The 18,758-nt window shown below is 65.1% G+C and carries 15 protein-coding genes; 10 read left to right on the forward strand and 5 right to left on the reverse strand.

Annotated features, from left to right (window positions below):
* On the reverse strand, positions 1–1,289 hold a 1,289-nt coding region (gene hpnJ, locus M3A49_RS31590), incomplete at its 3' end, for a hopanoid biosynthesis associated radical SAM protein HpnJ (protein ID WP_266232471.1).
* A 524-nt stretch (positions 1,290–1,813) separates the two neighbouring features.
* On the opposite strand from hpnJ, the gene M3A49_RS31595 reads away from it, so the two are divergent.
* A complete protein-coding gene (locus tag M3A49_RS31595; protein WP_266232546.1) occupies positions 1,814–3,004 on the forward strand; it encodes a glycosyltransferase family 4 protein in 1,191 nt (396 codons plus the stop codon).
* A gap of 35 nt (positions 3,005–3,039) precedes the next feature.
* Here the strand turns inward: M3A49_RS31595 and M3A49_RS31600 are convergent, their stop codons facing one another.
* Together M3A49_RS31600 and M3A49_RS31605 are read right to left on the reverse strand one after the other, a co-directional pair.
* Positions 3,040–4,041, reverse strand: a complete 1,002-nt coding sequence (locus tag M3A49_RS31600; RefSeq protein ID WP_266232472.1) for a GNAT family N-acetyltransferase — start codon at positions 4,039–4,041, stop codon at positions 3,040–3,042.
* A 501-nt stretch (positions 4,042–4,542) separates the two neighbouring features.
* On the reverse strand, positions 4,543–5,406 hold the full coding sequence (locus M3A49_RS31605; protein ID WP_266232473.1) for an IclR family transcriptional regulator: 864 nt from the start codon (positions 5,404–5,406) through the stop codon (positions 4,543–4,545).
* Between the two features lie 322 nt (positions 5,407–5,728).
* On the opposite strand from M3A49_RS31605, the gene M3A49_RS31610 reads away from it, so the two are divergent.
* From M3A49_RS31610 to M3A49_RS31650, 9 genes are all read left to right on the forward strand, one after another.
* On the forward strand, positions 5,729–6,820 hold the full coding sequence (locus tag M3A49_RS31610; RefSeq protein WP_266232474.1) for an ABC transporter ATP-binding protein: 1,092 nt from the start codon (positions 5,729–5,731) through the stop codon (positions 6,818–6,820).
* Positions 6,813–7,718 carry an ABC transporter permease gene (locus M3A49_RS31615; protein ID WP_266232475.1) on the forward strand — a complete coding sequence of 302 codons (906 nt, stop codon included), beginning with the start codon at positions 6,813–6,815 and terminating at the stop codon, positions 7,716–7,718. The genes M3A49_RS31610 and M3A49_RS31615 overlap by 8 nt, the downstream gene beginning before the upstream one ends.
* 19 nt (positions 7,719–7,737) lie before the next feature.
* Positions 7,738–8,532: an ABC transporter permease gene (locus M3A49_RS31620; RefSeq protein ID WP_266232476.1), complete on the forward strand. Its 795-nt coding sequence runs from the start codon at positions 7,738–7,740 to the stop codon at positions 8,530–8,532.
* Between the two features lie 47 nt (positions 8,533–8,579).
* Positions 8,580–8,918 (forward strand): (2Fe-2S)-binding protein, encoded by a 339-nt coding sequence (locus M3A49_RS31625; RefSeq protein WP_266232477.1) that lies wholly within the window; start codon positions 8,580–8,582, stop codon positions 8,916–8,918.
* Complete coding sequence (locus M3A49_RS31630; protein WP_266232478.1) at positions 8,915–10,351, forward strand: NAD(P)/FAD-dependent oxidoreductase; 1,437 nt, start codon at positions 8,915–8,917, stop codon at positions 10,349–10,351. The genes M3A49_RS31625 and M3A49_RS31630 overlap by 4 nt, the downstream gene beginning before the upstream one ends.
* Positions 10,344–11,480, forward strand: coding sequence for an NAD(P)/FAD-dependent oxidoreductase (locus tag M3A49_RS31635; RefSeq protein ID WP_266232479.1), 1,137 nt, complete (start codon positions 10,344–10,346; stop codon positions 11,478–11,480). Before M3A49_RS31630 ends, M3A49_RS31635 begins: the two co-directional genes overlap by 8 nt.
* A 12-nt stretch (positions 11,481–11,492) precedes the next feature.
* Positions 11,493–12,539 carry an ABC transporter substrate-binding protein gene (locus M3A49_RS31640; RefSeq protein WP_266232480.1) on the forward strand — a complete coding sequence of 349 codons (1,047 nt, stop codon included), beginning with the start codon at positions 11,493–11,495 and terminating at the stop codon, positions 12,537–12,539.
* 113 nt (positions 12,540–12,652) lie between these two features.
* Positions 12,653–14,215: an SH3 domain-containing C40 family peptidase gene (locus tag M3A49_RS31645; protein ID WP_266232481.1), complete on the forward strand. Its 1,563-nt coding sequence runs from the start codon at positions 12,653–12,655 to the stop codon at positions 14,213–14,215.
* A gap of 451 nt (positions 14,216–14,666) precedes the next feature.
* A complete protein-coding gene (locus M3A49_RS31650) occupies positions 14,667–15,764 on the forward strand; it encodes a porin (protein WP_266232482.1) in 1,098 nt (365 codons plus the stop codon).
* Between the two features lie 55 nt (positions 15,765–15,819).
* Here M3A49_RS31650 and M3A49_RS31655 read toward each other — a convergent pair whose 3' ends face one another.
* Entirely contained in the window at positions 15,820–17,799 is a 1,980-nt protein-coding gene (locus M3A49_RS31655) for a beta-galactosidase (protein WP_266232483.1), read from the reverse strand.
* Positions 17,800–17,876: 77 nt separating this feature from the next.
* Entirely contained in the window at positions 17,877–18,728 is an 852-nt protein-coding gene (locus M3A49_RS31660; protein ID WP_266232484.1) for a carbohydrate ABC transporter permease, read from the reverse strand.
* Positions 18,729–18,758: the final 30 nt, after the last annotated feature.

Consider the following 18,758-nt stretch of genomic DNA (forward strand, 5'->3'; position numbering starts at 1 on the left):
TAGAACTGCTCCAGGTGGTGATAGATCTCGTCGCGCGACAGATGCGCATAGCCGATCGCCGCGAGCTGCACCCCTTCCTTGCTCACCAGGTTGATGGTCTTGTTCTCTTCCATCCAGCCGTTTTCCACGGCCTGCTTGTAGAGCGTCGTGCCCGGATAGGGCGCTGCGAGCGACACCTGAATCGTATGCGGATTGATTTCCTTCGCGTACTCGATCGTCTTTTTGATGGTGTCCTGCGTCTCGCCCGGCAGCCCCAGAATGAAGGTGCCGTGAACCTTGATGCCGAGATTCTTGCAGTCGGCGCTGAAGCGGCGCGCGAAGTCCGTGCGCACGCCCTTCTTGATGTTCACGAGAATCTGGTCGTCGCCCGACTCGAAGCCCACGAGCAACAGACGCAGGCCGTTTTCCTTCATCACCTTGAGCGTCTTGTATGGCACGTTCGCCTTCGCGTTGCACGACCACGTCATGCCGAGCTTGCCGAGACCGATGGCGATCGCTTCGGCGCGCGGCAGGTCGTCGGTGAAGGTGTCGTCGTCGAACATGAGCTCCTTGACTTCCGGCATGTTCTCGCGGATCCACTTCGCTTCCTCGAGCACGTTCTCGACCGAGCGCGTGCGGTAGACGTGGCCGCTCACGGTCTGCGGCCACAGGCAGAACGTGCAGCGCGACTTGCAGCCACGGCCCGTGTAGATCGACACGTACGGGTAGTTCAGGTAGCCGATGAAGTAATTCTCGATCTTCAGGTCGCGCTTGTAGATCGGCGCGACGAACGGCAGCGAGTCCATGTCCTCGAGCACCGGACGGCCTGCGTTGTGCTCGATCGAGCCGTCCTTCGCGCGCCACGAAATGCCCTTGACCTCGGCCAGCGGCATGCCTTCGGCGATTTCCTTGCAGGTGAAGTCGAATTCCTCGCGGCAGACAAAGTCGACCGCCTCGGTGGCCGTGAGCGAATTGTGCGGATCGACCTGCACCTTCGCGCCCACCAGACCGATGACGATCGACGGCTTGCGCTTCTTGAGGTCTTCGCAGAACAGCGCGTCGGTCGGAAACGACGGCGTGCTCGTGTGGATGATGACGAGGTCGTATGCGGCTGCAATCTTCAGCGTCTCTTCGACGGAGAGGCCGTCGGCCGGCGCGTCGAGCACGCGGCTGTCGGGCACGAGGGCCGCGGGCTGCGCGAGCCAGGTGGGATACCAGAACGAGCGGATCTCGCGCTTTGCCTGGTAGCGCGAGCCCGCGCCACCGTCGAAGCCGTCATACGACGGGGCCTGCAGAAACAGCGTTTTCATTATTAAGCCGAAAATCTGATGCTGACCTTAAGCGCTTTCCCTTCTTCCGACGTATTGAAACATGCCAAACCTCCAGTGTGACGAATTGATATGACAGTTTTCATCGCACCGCGCCAATTGATGTCCGTTGTGATGACAATCGCTTACAAGCGAGGCACAACCCGCCCTCCGGCACCCAGAAATCGCGTCAATCGACCCCAAGGGATGCAAGTCATGTGCCACTACGTGCGTGCGCCTTGCGTATTTCTCGGAAGAACTGACCGACAGGTTTTCATCTGCTTTGCAACGCCTCCGCCATATCGGACAAGTTTTCGCTGATCGCCGACATCGCGTAAAAACGTCTCACAATCGGGTTACGATGCAGCAAACGGCGTGACTGCGGGTCCCCGCCGCGAATGTGCGAGCGGTGTGGCGCGGCCAACGCTGCCCGGCAGGTCAGGACGACTGGCCGGGATTTCATGCAGGCCAGGCACCCCTGGTGCGCTGCCCGCCCAACCAAGCGCCACCGTGAGCCGTCATTGTCCATGCGCATCCTCTTCGTCATCGGCAACCTGGGCGACTATCACGTCCCTCGCTATGAGGCTCTCGTCAGCGCGGCCTCCAGTCGCGGCCATCAGGTGGCGCTGCTCGAGGTCTTCGCACGCTCGGGCGTCTACGGCTTCCCTCAGGAACGCCGCGCGGCATTCTTCGCGAACCGGCCGCGCATGGCGGAAACGCTGGTCGAGAACGGCGCCGACAGCGACGGCCTCGGCGCGCGCGACACCGCGCGCCTGATTGCGAAGGTGCGCAACTTCGAGCCCGATGTGGTCATCACGCTCGGCTACAGCACCGGCTATTCGGCGGTGCTCTGTTTCCTCAGACATCTCACGCGGCGCTTCAAGCTCATCTACATGTCGGACTCGAAGGCCGACGACGGACTGCGCCAGCGCACCAAGGAGCGGCTCAAGCGTTTCATCGTGAGCCGCTTCGACGGCGCGCTCGTCGCGGGCGAGAAGCATCGCCGTTATGCGCAATCACTTGGCATACCGAAGGAGCGATCCCGCATCGGTTTCGATGTGATCGACGTCGACTATTTCTCGGATCTCGCGCAGGCCGCGAGCGATAACCCCGAGGCCGTGCGATCGCGCTTCGGCCTGCCGCAGCGCTACGTGTTGTGCGTGAGCCGCTTCGTCGCGCGCAAGAACGTCGACGTGCTGATCGACGCCTACCGCAAATCCGGCGTGTACAACGAAAATATCGGCCTCGTTCTGGTAGGTCAGGGTCCGCTCGAAGCGCAATTGCGCGCGCGCATCGTGTCGCTCGGCCTCACGCCGCACGTGACGATACTCAACTCGCTCGCCAACCAGGAAATGCCGAATCTCTATGCGCTCGCGGAATTCGTCGTACTCGCGAGCGAATTCGATCAATGGGGCCTGTGCGTGAACGAAGCGTTCGCGGCCGGGTGCCCTGCCATCGTCACGCGCACCTGCGGCGTAGCTGGCGAAGTGGTGATCGACGGCGTGAACGGTTTCGTGGTCGAACCGCGCGACGTCTCGACCCTCGCGCAGCGTATCGGCGAGCTGGGCGGCGAGCCCGCGCTGCGCGAACGCTTCGCCGCCGGCGCGCAAAGCACGATCCGGCGCTGGACGCCCTTGCTCTTCGCCTCGAGCGCGCTGGAGCTTGCCGAGGTCACGACCCGCCGCGCAAGCGACCCCGCGCGGCACGAACTCGTTTAGCGCGCCATATCGCTCGCTACGCGACGCCCCGCCGCTCAGAGATTGGGGGCGAACACACGCCCGGGCGCGACCTTCCGCTTGAGCGTACGCATCAGCAAATAAACCGTGCCGTGGCGCTCGACGCCCAGCCGCTGCGTGAGCGTCGCGCCGAATCCGTTGAGGAAGCTGAATGTCGACGGGCTCGAAAAGCCGTCGAAGTCGAAGATGAGCTTGCGCTCGAGTGAGCGGCCAATGCCGGTCCACAGCAGCAGGCTGATCGAGCCGCTGTGCGCGTCCTGCGCGCGCGACGAAAGCAGGTAATACATTGCGTGATGGTCCCAGACGAGGCCGACGGCCGCCACGAGCTTCCCGCCTTGCCCATAGGCGCCGAGCAGCATCCCGGCCTTGCGCTCGACGAACGCGTTGATGAGGTCGCGCATGACCGCATCCCCGTATGCGTTGGTACGCGAACGCGCCGCGAGATTCGAGTCGTAGAACGCGATGAACTCCTGGGGCGTGATGTCCGGCACGACGGTCAGTTCACGGGAGGCGCTGCGGATCACGTTGCGCGTCTTGCTGTTCAGACACTTCCACGCTTCGTCGGCCGTAGTATTCCGGTCGATGCGGAACGTATAGCGCGCCGACACCGTAAAGCCGTGCAGTGCGAACGCCAGGGCGTCGTCGATGCGCGGGTCGAGTACCTGAAAAAAGCTGTCGCAGTCGGGCAACTGTTCGATCAGCTTGCCGGTGACGTCGAGTTCATGATGCAGTTGGCGGGCCCCGCTGCCCGTCACGGACTTGATGACCGGCCCGAGCGTGCGCGTGAGCGGCGGCAGGTGCGAGACACGCCACAGCCGCGTGCGCTGCATCGCGTACGGCATCTCGCCGATGACCTCGTCGTTCTGCTTCACCACCGCAAGCTTCCAGTCGCCTTGCGTGGCGATGTCGAGCCACCAGTGTTCATGAAAGATCGAAGGCGCCGCGCGTACCGGCACCGGCGTAGCAGAAGCAGCCGGCGCCTCGAGAACGGGCAACGTCCGGTCGTTTATGGTCGTCATCGATCACCGGTAAATTCTGACTGCAAGCGCCGCGGGATCACACATGCGCTCCATCTCCCCCAGCACTCATGCTCCTCAATGACTTCTCGTCGAATGGCAACGGCATGTACGCAATATGACAGTGCACGCGGCGGGTCGTTTTGTCCCTCCCGGGTCTTGCAAGACTACGCGCAAGACCGCGCTTCGGGCGCTTCTGTTTTCGTTTCCGGGGTCACCTGCTCGCGCCGCGATGGCTTGCGAAGCTCCATGGCGGCGGACTGCCATTTCGTACATCGCCTTCAGTCTACGAATAGCCACCTGCCCATTTACGCCAAAACCAAGACGCATGCGGATAGGTTATCTCCCTGGTCAATTTTCGTCCGATCATACTGCTCGATTTCGCAATGCAGCAATGCACGCACCTGCTGAACGTTTGCACACCGATTACCTAACGAGAACGATTCGCGATCAGGTAATTTAGTTAGGAATGCATTCTACCGGCTCAATCCTGCCCTGCATCGCTCAAGCCAATGGTTGTGTCGTCATCGCTCGCGTGAGCCCATGCATGGGGCGGCGCACCGCCACGTCGAAAGGGTTCGTTTGGGGCCCGATGGTCTCGGCCTGCCGCTTGAGCAGTTCCACTATCGTCGGCAACCGGTCCTCCGTGAGACGCGCAGCCAGCGTGCCCACGCTCAATGCGCCCACGGCACAACCGTTCTGGTCCAGAATCGGCACGGCCACGCCCGCCATGCCCTCGAGCACGCCCGTATTACGCCCCGCGTAGCCGAGCTTGCGCACGCGCTCGATCTCCGTGCGCAAATACACCTCGTCCAGCACGCCGTAGCTGCGTAAACGCGGCACGTTGAAACGAATGATCTCCTCACGCTCGGCCTCGGGCTGGAACGCGAGAATGGCAAGACTGCCCTGACCCACGCCCAGCGCGACGCGCCCGCCGATATCGCCCGTGAACGAGCAGATCGGAAACGGACCTTCGCACATGTCGAGGCATACCGCATCGAAACTGCTCTTCACGAGCAGGAAAATAGTATCGCCAAGGCTCGCGCACAGGCGCAGCAACGCGGGCCGGCATAGCGTGCGCATGCCGCTGGGATTGCCCGCCTGCGCCGCGAGCGCAAAAAAATCGACGCTTAACCGATAGCGCTTCGTGCCTTCGTCCTGCTCGACCACGCCTTCGGCGATCAGCCCTTGCAGCAGCCGATGCACAGTGGCCTGGGTCAGACCCACGGCCTTGGCGAGCGCGGTCACGCGGCTGCCTTCCGCCTGACTTGCCCCCAGTGCGCGGATCACCGCGAATGCGCGCTGCAATACGCCCGCGCCGCGGGCATCGTCGGCCGGCGTTCCACTTTTCTCTTCCACTGCCGTCATATCGACCTCGATCTATTCCATTCAGCGGAATAAGCGCTGAAAACTCGTACGAATTGGCGTGCTGTCCGAAAGGTTCGATCGCCATACGCCGTCGTGCTTGTTGTGGGCTCATCCAGGAATTTCCCGTAGTTCACGGGATGAAATATCCGCCGCGCTGGGCCACTCACGTATTCCGTCAAATGGAATATAAATCAGATTTCTATCGTTTGATGGAATTTTAAATTGACGACCGAAAATTTGGCTAGCTACAGTCGACTCAACGCCCTGCACCGCAATTCGCTCAACGGGTGCCGGCGCACCCCAAGCACTGGAAGGCCACACCATGTCGTTCCTCACCCTGACCGATGTATCGAAATCGTTTGGCGACCTGCTGGCGGTCGCCGGCGTCAATTTGTCGGTGGAAAAAGGCGAGTTCGTCTCACTGCTCGGCCCTTCGGGCTGCGGGAAAACCACGACGTTGCAGATGATCGCAGGCTTCGTGGAAACCACGCGCGGGCGCATCACGCTCGACGGGCGCGACATCACGCACATGGCGCCGAACAAGCGCGGCCTCGGCATCGTGTTCCAGAGCTATGCGCTCTTTCCGCACATGAGCGTGGAGCAGAACGTGAGCTTCGGCCTCGAAATGCGCGGCGTGGGCAAAGCCGAGCGCCGCGATCGCATTCGCGAGGCGCTCGCGCTCGTGCGCCTCGACGCCTACGCGCAGCGCTTTCCGCGCGAGCTGTCGGGCGGCCAGCGCCAGCGCGTGGCGATCGCGCGCGCCATTGTGATCGCTCCGCCCGTGCTGCTGCTCGACGAGCCGATGTCCAATCTCGACGCCAAGCTGCGCGAAGACATGCAGTTCGAACTGCGCGCCATTCAGCGCAAGATCGGCACGACCACGCTGATGGTCACGCACGACCAGTCCGAAGCACTCTCGATCAGCGACCGCGTGGTGGTGATGGAAAGCGGCCGCATCACCCAGGTCGACACGCCTTATCGCGCGTATGAGCGGCCCGAGAACGACTTCGTCTCGAAGTTCATCGGCAAGGCCAACATGCTCGCTGGCCGCATCGTCGCCCGCGAGGGCGACACGATCCGCGTGGATCTCGGCCACGATCTCGCGGAAACGGGCTCGACGGCACAACTGCCCGAACGCGGCCGCGCGGTGGGGGTGGGCGACGCGATCACGCTATGCATCCGCCCCGAAAAGCTCAAGCTGTGCGCGAGCGGCTCGGGCCGGCTCGCCGGGCGCGTGACGAGCCGCTTCTTCCTCGGCAGCCAGTGGCTCTACCGGCTCGACAGCCGCGCGGGCGAAATGCTCGTGTGCTGCCAGAACGAGGGCAATGAGCCGCTTGCCGAAGGCGACCAGGTGGGCATCGACTGGCATAGCGACGCGATCCGCTTCATCCACCAGGAGGGCGCCCGTGTCTAGCACGCTCCGCGCTTCGCAGCCTGCCCCACGCGCCACGGTGCGCGCCGGCTGGCAGGCTTACGTGCCGCTCTGGCTCATGAGCGCGCCCGCGCTGCTGCTGTTCGCCGCGCTCGTGCTCGTGCCGCTCGCCATGACCTTCGCGCTCACGTTCTACCGTTTCGATCCGATGAGCGGCCCCATCGCCGCATTCGATCTGCACAACTACGTAGAAGTGCTGGGCTCGTCGTACTTTCACACGATCTTCCTGCGCACCTTCGGCATTGCCGCGCTCACCACGCTGCTGTGCGTCGTGATCGGCACGCCCGAGGCTTACATCCTCTCGCGCATGCGCGACCCGTGGCGCTCGCTCTTCCTGCTCGCGATCCTCGCGCCGCTGCTGGTTTCCGTGGTAGTGCGCGCGTTCGGCTGGAGCATGCTGCTCAATATGAACGGTCTCGTGAACCAGTTCTTCGGCCTGTTCGGCGCAGGGCCCTTCAAGCTCGAATACACGACCACCGCGATCGTCATCGCGCTCGTGCATGTGATGCTGCCGTTCATGGTGATTCCGGTGTGGACCGCGCTGCAAAGGCTCGATCCGCAAACCGAGAACGCGGCGCTTTCGCTCATGGCGTCGCCGTTCACCACCCTGCGCCGTATCGTGCTGCCGCAGCTCATGCCGGGCATTCTCTCGGGCAGCCTCATGGTGTTCGGCCTGTCGGCGAGCGCCTTCGCGATTCCGGGCCTGCTGGGCGGCCGGCGTCTGAAGGTGGCGGCCACCGCCGTGTACGACCAGTTCCTCAGCTCGATGAACTGGCCGCTCGGCGCGACCATCGCCGTGCTGCTGCTCGTCGCCAATCTCGTGGTGATGCTCACCTACTACCGCGTGCTCGAACGGCGCTACGCGCGCAGCATGGGCTAGGGCCCCAGGACACAACATCATGCGCAAAAACGGACCGCTCGCCCTCACTTTCCATAGCTTCGTCATTCTGTTCGTGCTGGCGCCGCTCGTCATCGTCATCCTCGTGGCCTTCACGCCCGACGAAACCTTGACGCTTCCCACGCACGGCCTCTCGCTGCGCTGGTTCCGCGCCATTCTCGACTACCCCGACTTCATCACCGCGTTCTTCAACAGCCTCAAGCTCGCGTTCGCCTCGGCCACGCTCTCGCTCATCATCGCATTGCCCGCGGGACTCGCTATCGGCCGCGCGCGCTTTCCGGGCCGTGGATTTCTCAACGCGCTGCTGCTTTCGCCGCTCGTGATCCCGGGGCTCGTGCTGGGCATCGCGCTGCTGCGCTTCTTCGCGCTGATCGGCGCGACCGGCTCGTTCGCGTGGCTGATCCTCGCACACATGATCATCATCACGCCGTTCGTCATGCGGCTCGTGCTCGCCTCAGTGAGCGGCCTCGACCGCAGCATCGAGCATGCGGCCGCGTCGCTCGGCGCGAACGCGTGGACCACCTTTCGCCGCATCACGCTGCCGATGATCGTGCCCGGCATCACGGGCGGCTGGCTGCTCGCGTTCATCAACAGCTTCGATGAACTGACGATGTCGATCTTCGTGACCTCGCCGCAAACCGTCACGCTGCCCGTGCGCATGTACATGTACGCAACCGAGTCGATCGACCCGATGATGGCTTCCGTTTCCGCGCTCGTCATTTTCATCACGGCGGGCGCGATGTTCCTGCTCGACCGCGTGTACGGGCTCAACCGCATTCTGATCGGGCAGCACTGAACGCCGCCCGCCTCTTTCGATTCCTGCTGCCGCGCCACCGACCTTCCATGAGCACCGTCACGCCGCTTCCCCTTGCCCAGTTCGTCCGCGTCGCCGAGACCGCGCGCGCGAGCGTTGCCTTCGTTTTAGACGGCGTCGAAGTCAAGGCGCTCGCGGGCGATACGCTGCTCACCGCGATCCTCACACACCAGCGGCATGTGCGCCGCAGCGAGTTCAGCACGGAATCGCGCGCGGGCTTCTGCCTGATCGGCGCTTGCCAGGACTGCTGGGTGCGCAGCGAAGACGGCACGCGCCTGCGCGCCTGCTCCACGCCGCTGCGCGAAGGCATGCGTGTGCTGACGCGAATCGCTTCGGATACCGAATCTTATGATGGGGGTGCGCGATGAGCACGGCGAGGCCTGATCGCATCGTCATCGTCGGCGCGGGACCGGCCGGCGTGCGCGCCGCGCAAACACTCGTGGCCGCCCGACTGCGGCCCACCGTGATCGACGAAAACGCGCGCTGGGGCGGCCAGATCTATCGCCAGCCAGCCGACGGTGCGGGCTTCTCGCGCACGAAAACCGCGCTCTACGGCTTCGAGGCGAAGAAGGCCGATGCGATCCATCGCGCCATGGCCGAACTGCTCCCAAAGATCGACTATCGGCCCGACACGCTGGCCTGGTCGTGCGAGCCGGGCCGGCTCGATACGTTGCGCGAGGGCCGCGAAGCGAGCGTGCCGTGGTCGCATCTAATCATCGCGAGCGGCGCGACCGACCGCATCGTGCCGCTGCCCGGCTGGACGCTGCCAGGCGCCTACACACTCGGCGGCGCGCAGGTCGCGCTGAAGGCGCAGGGCTGCGCCATTGGCCAGCGCACCGTGTTCGCCGGCACCGGGCCGCTGCTCTACCTCGTCGCCTATCAATATGCGATAGCGGGCGCGCAAGTGGCCGCCGTGCTCGACACGAGCCCGTTCGCGCGCCAGGCCGCCGCCGCGCCGAAGCTGCTCAACCAGCCGGGCACCTTCGCCAAAGGCGTTTATTACGTCGCGTGGCTCAAGGCGCATGGCGTGCGCATCGAGCATGGCGTCTCGCTCGAGGCCATCGAAGGCGACGCGGCGGTGCAATACGTCCGCTGGCGCGCGGCCGACGGCAAGGAGCACGCCATTGCCTGCGATGCGGTCGGCTTCGGCTACGGCTTGCGGCCCGAAACCCAGCTCGCCGATCTCGCGGGCTGCCGCTTCGCCTTCGACGCCCTCAACCGCTGCTGGCTGCCCGAACGCGATGCAGCGGGCCGCAGCTCCGTGCCCGGCGTCTATCTCGCCGGCGACGGCGCGGGTATTGCAGGCGCCGATGCCGCCGAACTCGCGGGCCGCCGCGCCGCACTCGCGGTGCTCGAAGACATGGGCATCGAAGCGCCACAGCACGATGCCGCGTTGCCTGATGCGGCAACAATCGAGAAGCGCCTCGCGCGCATTACGCGCTTTCGCGTGGGCATCGAGCAGGCGTTCGCCCCGCCGGCCAACTGCGCCGCTAACTGGCCCGACGATCTGACCATCTGCCGCTGCGAGGAAGTCGATGCGGGCACGCTGCGTAGTTGCATCCGCAACGGTTTCGCCACCGAGGTCAACCGCCTGAAGGCGCTCACGCGTATCGGCATGGGGCGCTGCCAGGGGCGCATGTGCGGCGAATCCGCGATGGCGCTGCTGAGCACGGAGACCGGCAAGCCGCTGCACGAGGTGGGCCGCTTGCGCAGCCAGGCGCCCATCAAGCCGATACCCATTTCCCCAATGCTGTTCGACGACGGCGTGCAGGTCATCGAAGAGGAAGCCCACGATGAGTGACACGCGCCATTTCCAGGTTGTGGTTGCGGGCGGCGGGCTCGTCGGCGCATCGGCGGCGCTCGCGCTCGCGCGCAAGGGCGTGAGCGTCGGCTTGTTCGAGCGGCGCTTTTGCGGCGCGCAGGCAAGCGGCGTGAACTACGGCGGCGTGCGCACCCACGGCCGCAGCGCCGAGCAACTGCCGCTTGCGGTGCGCGCCCGGCGTGTGTGGAGCCGCTTGCCCGAACTGATCGGCAGCGACGGCGAATTCGTCGTGTCGGGGCACCTGCGCCTCGCGCGCCGCGACAGCGATCTCGAGGCGCTCCACGCATGGTCCGCCATGGCGCGCGATTTCGGCGTGGAGTCGCTCGTCATGAGCGGCGAAGCGTTTCGCCGTCGCTACCCGTGGCTCGGCAAGGCCGCGATTGGCGGGGCGCTCTGCGCGAGCGACGGCCAGGCGAATCCGCGTCTTGTCTCGCCCGGTTTCGCGGCGGCGGCGCGGCACGCGGGCGCGCACGTGCAGGAGCAGGCCGCGCTCGGCGACCTGAGCTTCGACGGCCGGCGTTTCCAGATGCGCGCGGGCAACGAGCGCATCAGCGCCGACTGGCTCATCAACTCGTCGGGTGCCTGGGCCAATACGGTGGCGGGTGCGTTCGGCGAAACCGTGCCGATGAAACCGATCTATCCGAACATGTGGGTGACCGAACCGCTGCCGCGCTTTATCCAGCACAACCTGGGCGTGTACGGCGGCGGCGTTTACGCGCGCCAGGTCGAGCGCGGCAACTGCGTGATCGGCGGCGGACGCGGGCACGGCGACGGCGAATACGCGCAGCCTTCCACCGCCACCACGCGCGCCGTCATGCGCGACGCGTGCGCCCTGGTGCCCGGCCTGCGCGACGCGCTGCTGATCCGCACGTGGAGCGGCGTGGAAGGCGAGACGCCGGACAGCAACCCGATCATTGGTTTCAGCAACACCACGCCGCGCCTCCTGCATGCGTTCGGCTTTTCGGGCGGCGGCTTCTTGCTGGCGCCCGGCGTGGGCGAAGTCCTCGCCGAACTCGTCACAGAAGGTGCGACGAGCACGCCCATCGAAGCGTTCGCTATCGGCCGCTTCACGCAGTCTTCCGTTCATGCCGCTCTCCCAATCAAATAAGGAGTCCCCACGATGAAACTCACACGCACCCTGGCCTCGCTAGCCGCACTCGTCGCCTTCGGCATCTCGCCTGGCGCCTGGTCGCAAACGAAGACGATCTACATCGGCATGAACGGCGGCCCGATGGAGAAGGCCTACACGAGCCAGGTCCTGCCCGACTTCGAGAAGGCCAACAACGTGAAGGTGGTGGTCGTGCCGGGCACGTCCTCCGACGTGCTCGCGAAGCTCCTCGCCAACCGCAACAGCCCCCAAATGCATGTCGCCTTTCTCGACGACGGCGTGATGGCGCGCGCCGTGAGCATGGGCGTGTGCGAGAAGCTCGACGATGCGCCGGTGCTCAAGGAACTGTATCCGTTCGCGCGCATGAGAGACGACGTCGGCGCGGGCGTGCAGCTCGGCATGACGGGCATTGGCTACAACACGAAGGTGTTCGCGGATAAAGGCTGGGCGCCGCCCACTTCGTGGCTCGATTTCGCCAATCCGAAATACAAGGGCAAGGTGGTGTTCCAGTCGGCTTCGAGCAGCACCTTCGGGCTGCATGGCTTTCTCGCCATCAACCGCCTGATGGGCGGCAGTGAGAACAATGTCGAGCCGGGCTTCACGAAGTGGGCGAGCACGGTGGGGCCGAACGTGGTCGAATATATTCCGAATTCGGCCAAGCTCTCGGAGATGATCCAGACCGGCGAGGCCGGCATCTTCCCGCTCACGCCCACCGCAGTGGGCGACCTGAAGGACAAGGGCTTGCCCGTGGCGTACGCCAACCCGAAGGAAGGCGCGGTGCTGCTGCTCGTGGACCTGTGCGTCGTGAAGAACAATCCCGACCCGCAACTCGCGCAAAAGCTCGCGCAGTTCCTGCTTGCAGCGCCTGCGCAAAGCAAGGCGGCCGCCGCCGGCAAGCAGATTCCGACCAACCAGAACGCCACCATGCCGCCCGACATGCAAAAGAGCCTGGGCAATCTCGACCAGCTCGTGAAAAAGGTGACGGTGATGGACTGGGACGTGATCAACGAGCACCGCGCGCAGTGGGATTCGCGCTGGAACCGGCAGATCGAGCAGTGATGGTTTGACGCGGGCCTGTTCACGCCGAAAACAGGCCCCGGTGGGCAACAGCGAGGGCGGCGGGCGCGGCGCGTCCTGTATCATCCACGGGTTGTCGAACCGCCCGCTCGCCCATGCGCACCACCCTCGATTCTTCCTTTCGCCTTGCCGTTTTCGCCCGGGCGCCGCGCGCCCGCTTCGTCGCCCTGGCGCTAGCCGCCGCGTGCGTGCTGCCGGGATGCGCAACCGGGCCGGCCTCGCAGAGTCAGGCCGCGCAAGCGCTCCCGCCCGATACGGTCACGCTCTTCCCGATCGAGCATTACGACCAGAACGTCGACCACTGGATCGATCCGGCCAGCGCCGATTACGACAAGCCCTTCCTCTCGCCCGACGTCCAGCGCGCGCAATTCGATGCGCTCGTCGCGCGCTATTTCGGTGCGAGTCCAAACGATCCCTCGCCGTGGAATCGCGCGTTTGTCGAGCAGCGCGTGTATCGCGACGGCGGCAGCGACATTGCCGCGCTGCAAACGCGCCGCCTCGCCGACTTCGACAACACCGGCAAGGCGCCGCGCCGCATTGGCTACGGCATGAATTTCCGGCCTCACACGAAGGCGTGGATCGACGCCATCGAGCGCAACGCCAACGTCAACCAGTTCGAACAGGCCAGCGGCTTCGACACCACGCGTCGCGCCATCGCCACGACGGCGCTGTACGTGCGCGAACTGCCCACCATCGACCCGTCTTTCTATTCACATCGCATCGCGGGCGAAGGCTATCCCTTCGACAACCTGCAGGTGAGCGCCGTGCGGCCGGGCACGCCGCTTTACGTGCTCGGCACGAGCGCCGACGGCGCCTGGCGCTACGTGCAGACGCCGGACGTGCAGGGCTGGGTGCGCAGCGACGGCGTGGCGAGCGTCGATGACACCTTCGTTTCGACGTGGCGCGCGGCGGCGCACCAGTCGCTCGGCGTCGTGGTCGTGGCCTGGGCCGCGCTGCGCGACGGCGGCGGCGTGTTCCGCTTCGACGCGCCCGCCGGCACGCTGCTGCCGCTGCGGCCCGCTTCGGGTGCGAAGCCGGGCGTAGTGCTCGTGCCCGCCCGCGACGTAGACGGCCGCGCGGCGATCCGCACGGCGGCGCTCGATGCGAACGCCATCGTGCCCGCGCCGCTCGCGGCCACGCCGCGCCATCTCGCGCAGTTGATGAAGGCGCTGATCGGGCGCCCCTACGGCTGGGGCAACACGAACCTCGACAACGACTGCTCGGCCGAAACGCAGAGCATTTTCGCGGCGTTCGGCGTGTGGCTGCCGCGCCATTCGTCCACGCAAATGAACGCCGGGGCGATGACCGATCTTTCGGCGTCCACGCCCGCGCAACGCCTCGACTGGCTCGTGCAGCACGGCGCGCCCATGCGCACGCTCATCTATATAGGCGGCCATGTCATGCTCTACCTGGGCAACACCGAGCGCGACGGCAAGACGGTGCCGCTCGTCTATCAGGACGTGTGGGGCCTGCGCCCCCCCGACAACAGCCGCCGCGCCGTGATCGGCGGATCGGTCGTCTTCCCGCTGCTGCTCGCCTACCCCGAAGACCCGAGCCTCGAATCGCTCGCAGGCACGCCGGTGTTCCAGGTCAGCATTCTGGGCGCGCCCGCGGGGAGCGCGCCGCCGGCGCAGGATGAGGAGAATCCGGCGGGGTGAGTTATGCGCCGGCTGCAACAAACTGATGCGCAAATGTGATCGTTTCTCCCAGGGTGACAGATTCCGCACGGTCGTACAAAAATAGCCTCCATCGAACGTAGCATTCCGTCAACGTTGCACACCTCTCGTCAGGGGAGAAGCGATCGGTGAACGCGCATTCAATCCGGCTCATGCCTTGCCGCAGGCCCACGATGACCACGCGCTCGTCCACGCTGCTCCTGCGCACGCGAGAGGACCCCGGCCGCCGCGCCAGACCGCAGGACTACGCACAGTACTCCGCGTAGGACTCCGAGCAGCACTCCCAGCATTGCGTTTCGTGCGGTTCCGCGAGGAACCCTGGCGCCCTTTTTCCCGAAGCTTTATCTGCGGCTTTGCCTGGAGCATTGCCTGAAGCGTGCGCAGCACCGTGTCACATCGATCTCAATCCATAAATAACACTAAGGATGACGAAATGTTACAACGCGACAAACTCGGCGTGAAATGGCTGGTCCGCTGCCTCGCGGCGGCCGGTTTGATGGGCACAGCGGGTGTCGCGAGCGCACAGAGCAGCGTCACCCTGTATGGCATCGTCGACGGATCGATCCTCTACACGAGCCATACGATGAATACGCAGACGGGCCAGAACGCCGGTCACCAGTTCTCCTTCACGGACAGCGGCATGTCCGGCTCGAACTTCGGCATGCGCGGCGCCGAGGACCTGGGCGGTGGGATGCGCGCCGTATTCGCACTCGAAAGCGGCATTAGCATCGCGAACGGCCAGTTCGGCAATTCCAACGGCAACTTCTTCGGGCGTCAGGCGTGGGTCGGCATGGAAAGCCCCTACGGCACGGTCAAGGCTGGTCTGCAGTACTCACCGTTCTTCCTCTCGCTCTACCAGACGGACCCGCGCGGCATGTCGTACTTCGGCAGTGGTCTCGTGAGTTACGTGAACAACGTCTATGTGACCGGCCTCTTCAACAGCAACGCGCTCACGTATACGTCGCCGGAAATCGCCGGCATCCAGGCGATGGGCATGTTCGCCATGGGCGGCGCAGCGGGCAACTTCCAGGCGGGACGCCAGTATTCGGCGAGCCTGCGCTACCACATCGCAGGCTTCACGCTCACAGGCGCGTTGTATAGCGGCAACGCCGGAGGCAGCGCTGCCGCCACGCCAGTGCCGAGTACCGTGGAATTCGCGGGCCGCACGATCGGTGCGAGCTATCGCTTCCCGAACTCGCTCACGATCTCCGCTTCCTATGCGCTGTACAAGGTTTCGCACTCGTTCGACAACAGCGTCTACTCCGGCGGACTCAGCTACATGATCACGCCCTACCTCGACGTCGACGCGGGCGTCTGGTACACGCGCGACGGCAACGACGGCAGCAACCACTCGCTGCTGGCGTCGAGCGGTTTGCAGTTTTTCCTCTCCAAGCGCACGACACTCTATGGCCAGGTCGGCTACGTGAACAACCATGGGCGCATGGACACGGGCTTGTCGATCAACAACGCGCTCTTCGAAGTCTCCGGCTCGACGGTAGGCGCGAGCATCGGCATCCGGCATCTGTTCTGATACGCGCAGGTGTTCCGCGGCGCGCGCATAACGCGACGCGGAACACTCGCTCGGGCTAGCTGCGGCTCAGCGCGCTTTCGCGCCATGCGCACACGTCGCCTCGCGCAAGCTCGCGCGCGCCCAGCACGAACTGCGCCCCTTCGGGGGCCGGCGCCTGCGCACGTTGCTCGCCAAAGTTGAAGGCGAAGCACAGTCCACCGCGTCGGCTCACGCGCAAGCCTTCCGGCAAGCGCTGTGTTGCGAGGCCCGCGCCGCGCGCCGCTTCGTCGAGCATGGCGAGATGCTGCTCGCGCGTGAACCACGCAGCGGCGTAGCGCACGCGGCCATGCGAGAGCAGCGCTGGCCAGCCGTCGTCGAATTGCGCCTGAACACGCGTGGCGCCGTTGGCGCGCACGTGATCGCGCCAATGCAATGCCTCGCCTTGTACGCCGGCTATCGAGACCGCTGGCGCGAGCGTGGGCCGCAGCGATTCGGCCTCGAGCACCTGCAGGGGCAGCACGCGCTGCAACGCGCCGGGCGGCAGATCGCCGGGAATGGCGAAGTGCGCGGTCTTCGAGCCGCTGCGCGGTCCGAACACCCACAGGCAGTCGCTGCGCTCGATCTGATCGACGAAAGCGTCGTCGATCACGGCCAGCGACGGCACCACTACGAGCCGGTATGCAGAAAGATCCGCGTGCCGCGAAACGATCTCGACATCGAGGCCGAGTTCGCGCAGCGCGCTGTAGTAGTCGAACGCGAGCGTTTGAAAGTCGAAGCTCGCCCCGTGGCGCTGGATCTCGAACATCCACTGCGTTTCGTAGTCGAACACGAGCGCCACCTGAGCATGCCCCGCCGGCCCGAGCGTGCGCAACACGTCGCTCGCCGCGATCTCGCGCGCGGCCTGCTCCACCTCGCGGCCACCGGGAGACAGCTCGTTATTCGGCAGATTGAGGCCCGAATGCATCTGCTCCTGCGCATACGGGCACTGCCGCCAGCGGAAGTACGAAACGAGTTCGGCGCCGTGCGCGAACGCTTCGTAGGCCCACAGGCGCACCATGCCCGGCGCGGGCACCGGGTTCCAGGGCGCCCAGTTTACTGGCCCCGCCTGCTGCTCCATCACCCAGAAGCGTCCGCCGCCTATCGTGCGGTAGCGGTCGTGATCGAATGACGAGACGTCGGGGTGCGCGGTGCGTGCGTAGCGAGCCTTTTGCGCTTCCGGCAACCCGATCACTTCGGTGCGCGCGATTGGATAGCTGTCCCACGTCGCTACGTCGATGGCCTTGTCCGCTGCGAACCGGTAGTGGTCGAAGGTCGTGAAAAAGCCCATGAAGTTGTGCAACACGTCGGCGTTTGGCGCGTGGCGGCGCAGCACGTCCGCCTGCTCGCGATGAAAGCTCGCGACTTCGTCCGACATGTAGCGGCGAAAGTCCAGATGGTGCGCCGGGTTGGCGTCGGTCGGCGTGCGCACGGGCAGCCCCACCGCTTCGAACGACGGGTACTCCATGCTCCAGAACACGTTGCCCCATGCCTCGTTGAGGGCCTCGATCGTGTCGTAGCGCTTCGCAAGCCACGTCTGAAAGCGGCGCTGCGCGGCGCTCGACCAGCTCGGCACGGTGTCGTGGCAGCCCAGCTCATTGTCGGTCTGCCATGCGACCACGGCCGGATGCGCGCCGTAGCGCTGCGCCATCGCCTCCGTAATGCGCACGCAATGCGCGCGATAGGCCTCGCTCGCAACGTCGTAGTGGCGCCGCGAGCCGTAGTTCCAGAGCGTGCCGTCGGCGCGCACGGGGAGCATGTCGGGCGTCGCGTCGACGAGCCACTTCGGCGGCGAGGCCGTGGGCGTGCCGAGCACGATCTTCAGGCCACGGGCCGCGAGCGTTTCGATTGCGTCGTCGAGCCATGCCCAGTCATACACGCCCGCGCGCGGCTCCATGCGGCTCCAGGCGAATTCGCCAATGCGCACATGCGTAATGCCGAGTTCGGCCATGCGGCGTGCGTCGTCGGCCCACATCGTGCGCGGCCATTGTTCGGGGTAGTAGCAGACACCGATTTGCATGAGTGACAATCCGCCTCGGAATAACATCAGTAATACGAATGAGACAAAAAAGGGCCTTCGGCTGCGGCCGGGCTCGATCAGCCCTTGCTCGCGCCGAAGGTAAGCCCCGTGACAAAGTGTTTCTGCATGGCGAAGAACATCAGCACCGAGGGCAGCGCCGCAAGCACCGAGCCCGCCGCCACGAGGTTCCATGCCGTGGTCCACTGCCCCTTGAGCGCGGCCACGCCCACCGTGATCGGCGCGGCGTCGTCGCCCTGGGTGAGACACAGCGCCCAGAAGTAGTCGTTCCACACGAACGTGAACACGAGAATGCCGAGCGCGGCGAGCGCCGGCCGCACGAGCGGCATGACGATGCGCCAGTAAATGGCCCATTCGCTCGCCCCTTCCACGCGCGCGGCCTCGATCAGCTCGAACGGCAGTTGCTTGATGAAATTGCGCAGGAACAGCGTGCAGAATCCGGTCTGGAACGACACGTGAAAGATGATGAGCGCCCACACGGTGTTGTAGAGCCCCACGTGCAGCGCCATGTCGCGCACCGGGATCATGAGGATCTGGATCGGCACGAAGTTCCCTGCGACGAAGGCGAACAAGACCGCCGTGTTGCCGCGAAACCGATACGTGGAGAGCGCGAAGCCCGCCATCGAAGCCAGCGCGATGGCGCCGATCACCGAAGGCACCGTGATCAGCACGCTGTTCGCGAAGTAATGGAGCATGGGCGTTTGCGTGAGCGCCGCGCCGTAGTTTTCCAGCAAGGCGAAGTGCTTCGGCCAGCCCCAGTAGTCGCCCTGCTGCAATTCCTCGGTAGACCGGATCGACGTGACGAGCACGGCGAGCATGGGCAGCAGCCAGATGACGAGCGCAATGGGCAACGAGATCTTGTAGAGCGTGCGATTCGCGGGTTTCCAGCGATCGACGGGAAGCGGATACATGGGCAGCGACTCCGAGGGCATCGACGAAAA

It is taken from the genome of Paraburkholderia sp. CNPSo 3076 (genome assembly GCF_026343935.1).
GTDB lineage: Bacteria > Pseudomonadota > Gammaproteobacteria > Burkholderiales > Burkholderiaceae > Paraburkholderia > Paraburkholderia nodosa.

Excerpts from the sequence above, each read along its gene's own strand:
- M3A49_RS31595 (WP_266232546.1), top strand. The coding sequence starts at position 1,814 with ATGCGCATCCTCTTCGTCATCGGCAACCTGGGCGACTATCACGTCCCT.
- M3A49_RS31620 (WP_266232476.1), top strand. The coding sequence starts at position 7,738 with ATGCGCAAAAACGGACCGCTCGCCCTCACTTTCCATAGCTTCGTCATT.
- M3A49_RS31600 (WP_266232472.1), bottom strand. The coding sequence starts at position 4,041 with ATGACGACCATAAACGACCGGACGTTGCCCGTTCTCGAGGCGCCGGCT.
- M3A49_RS31610 (WP_266232474.1), top strand. The coding sequence starts at position 5,729 with ATGTCGTTCCTCACCCTGACCGATGTATCGAAATCGTTTGGCGACCTG.
- M3A49_RS31630 (WP_266232478.1), top strand. The coding sequence starts at position 8,915 with ATGAGCACGGCGAGGCCTGATCGCATCGTCATCGTCGGCGCGGGACCG.
- M3A49_RS31650 (WP_266232482.1), top strand. The coding sequence starts at position 14,667 with ATGTTACAACGCGACAAACTCGGCGTGAAATGGCTGGTCCGCTGCCTC.
- M3A49_RS31660 (WP_266232484.1), bottom strand. The coding sequence starts at position 18,728 with ATGTATCCGCTTCCCGTCGATCGCTGGAAACCCGCGAATCGCACGCTC.
- M3A49_RS31645 (WP_266232481.1), top strand. The coding sequence starts at position 12,653 with ATGCGCACCACCCTCGATTCTTCCTTTCGCCTTGCCGTTTTCGCCCGG.
- M3A49_RS31635 (WP_266232479.1), top strand. The coding sequence starts at position 10,344 with ATGAGTGACACGCGCCATTTCCAGGTTGTGGTTGCGGGCGGCGGGCTC.
- M3A49_RS31640 (WP_266232480.1), top strand. The coding sequence starts at position 11,493 with ATGAAACTCACACGCACCCTGGCCTCGCTAGCCGCACTCGTCGCCTTC.
- M3A49_RS31625 (WP_266232477.1), top strand. The coding sequence starts at position 8,580 with ATGAGCACCGTCACGCCGCTTCCCCTTGCCCAGTTCGTCCGCGTCGCC.
- M3A49_RS31605 (WP_266232473.1), bottom strand. The coding sequence starts at position 5,406 with ATGACGGCAGTGGAAGAGAAAAGTGGAACGCCGGCCGACGATGCCCGC.
- M3A49_RS31655 (WP_266232483.1), bottom strand. The coding sequence starts at position 17,799 with ATGCAAATCGGTGTCTGCTACTACCCCGAACAATGGCCGCGCACGATG.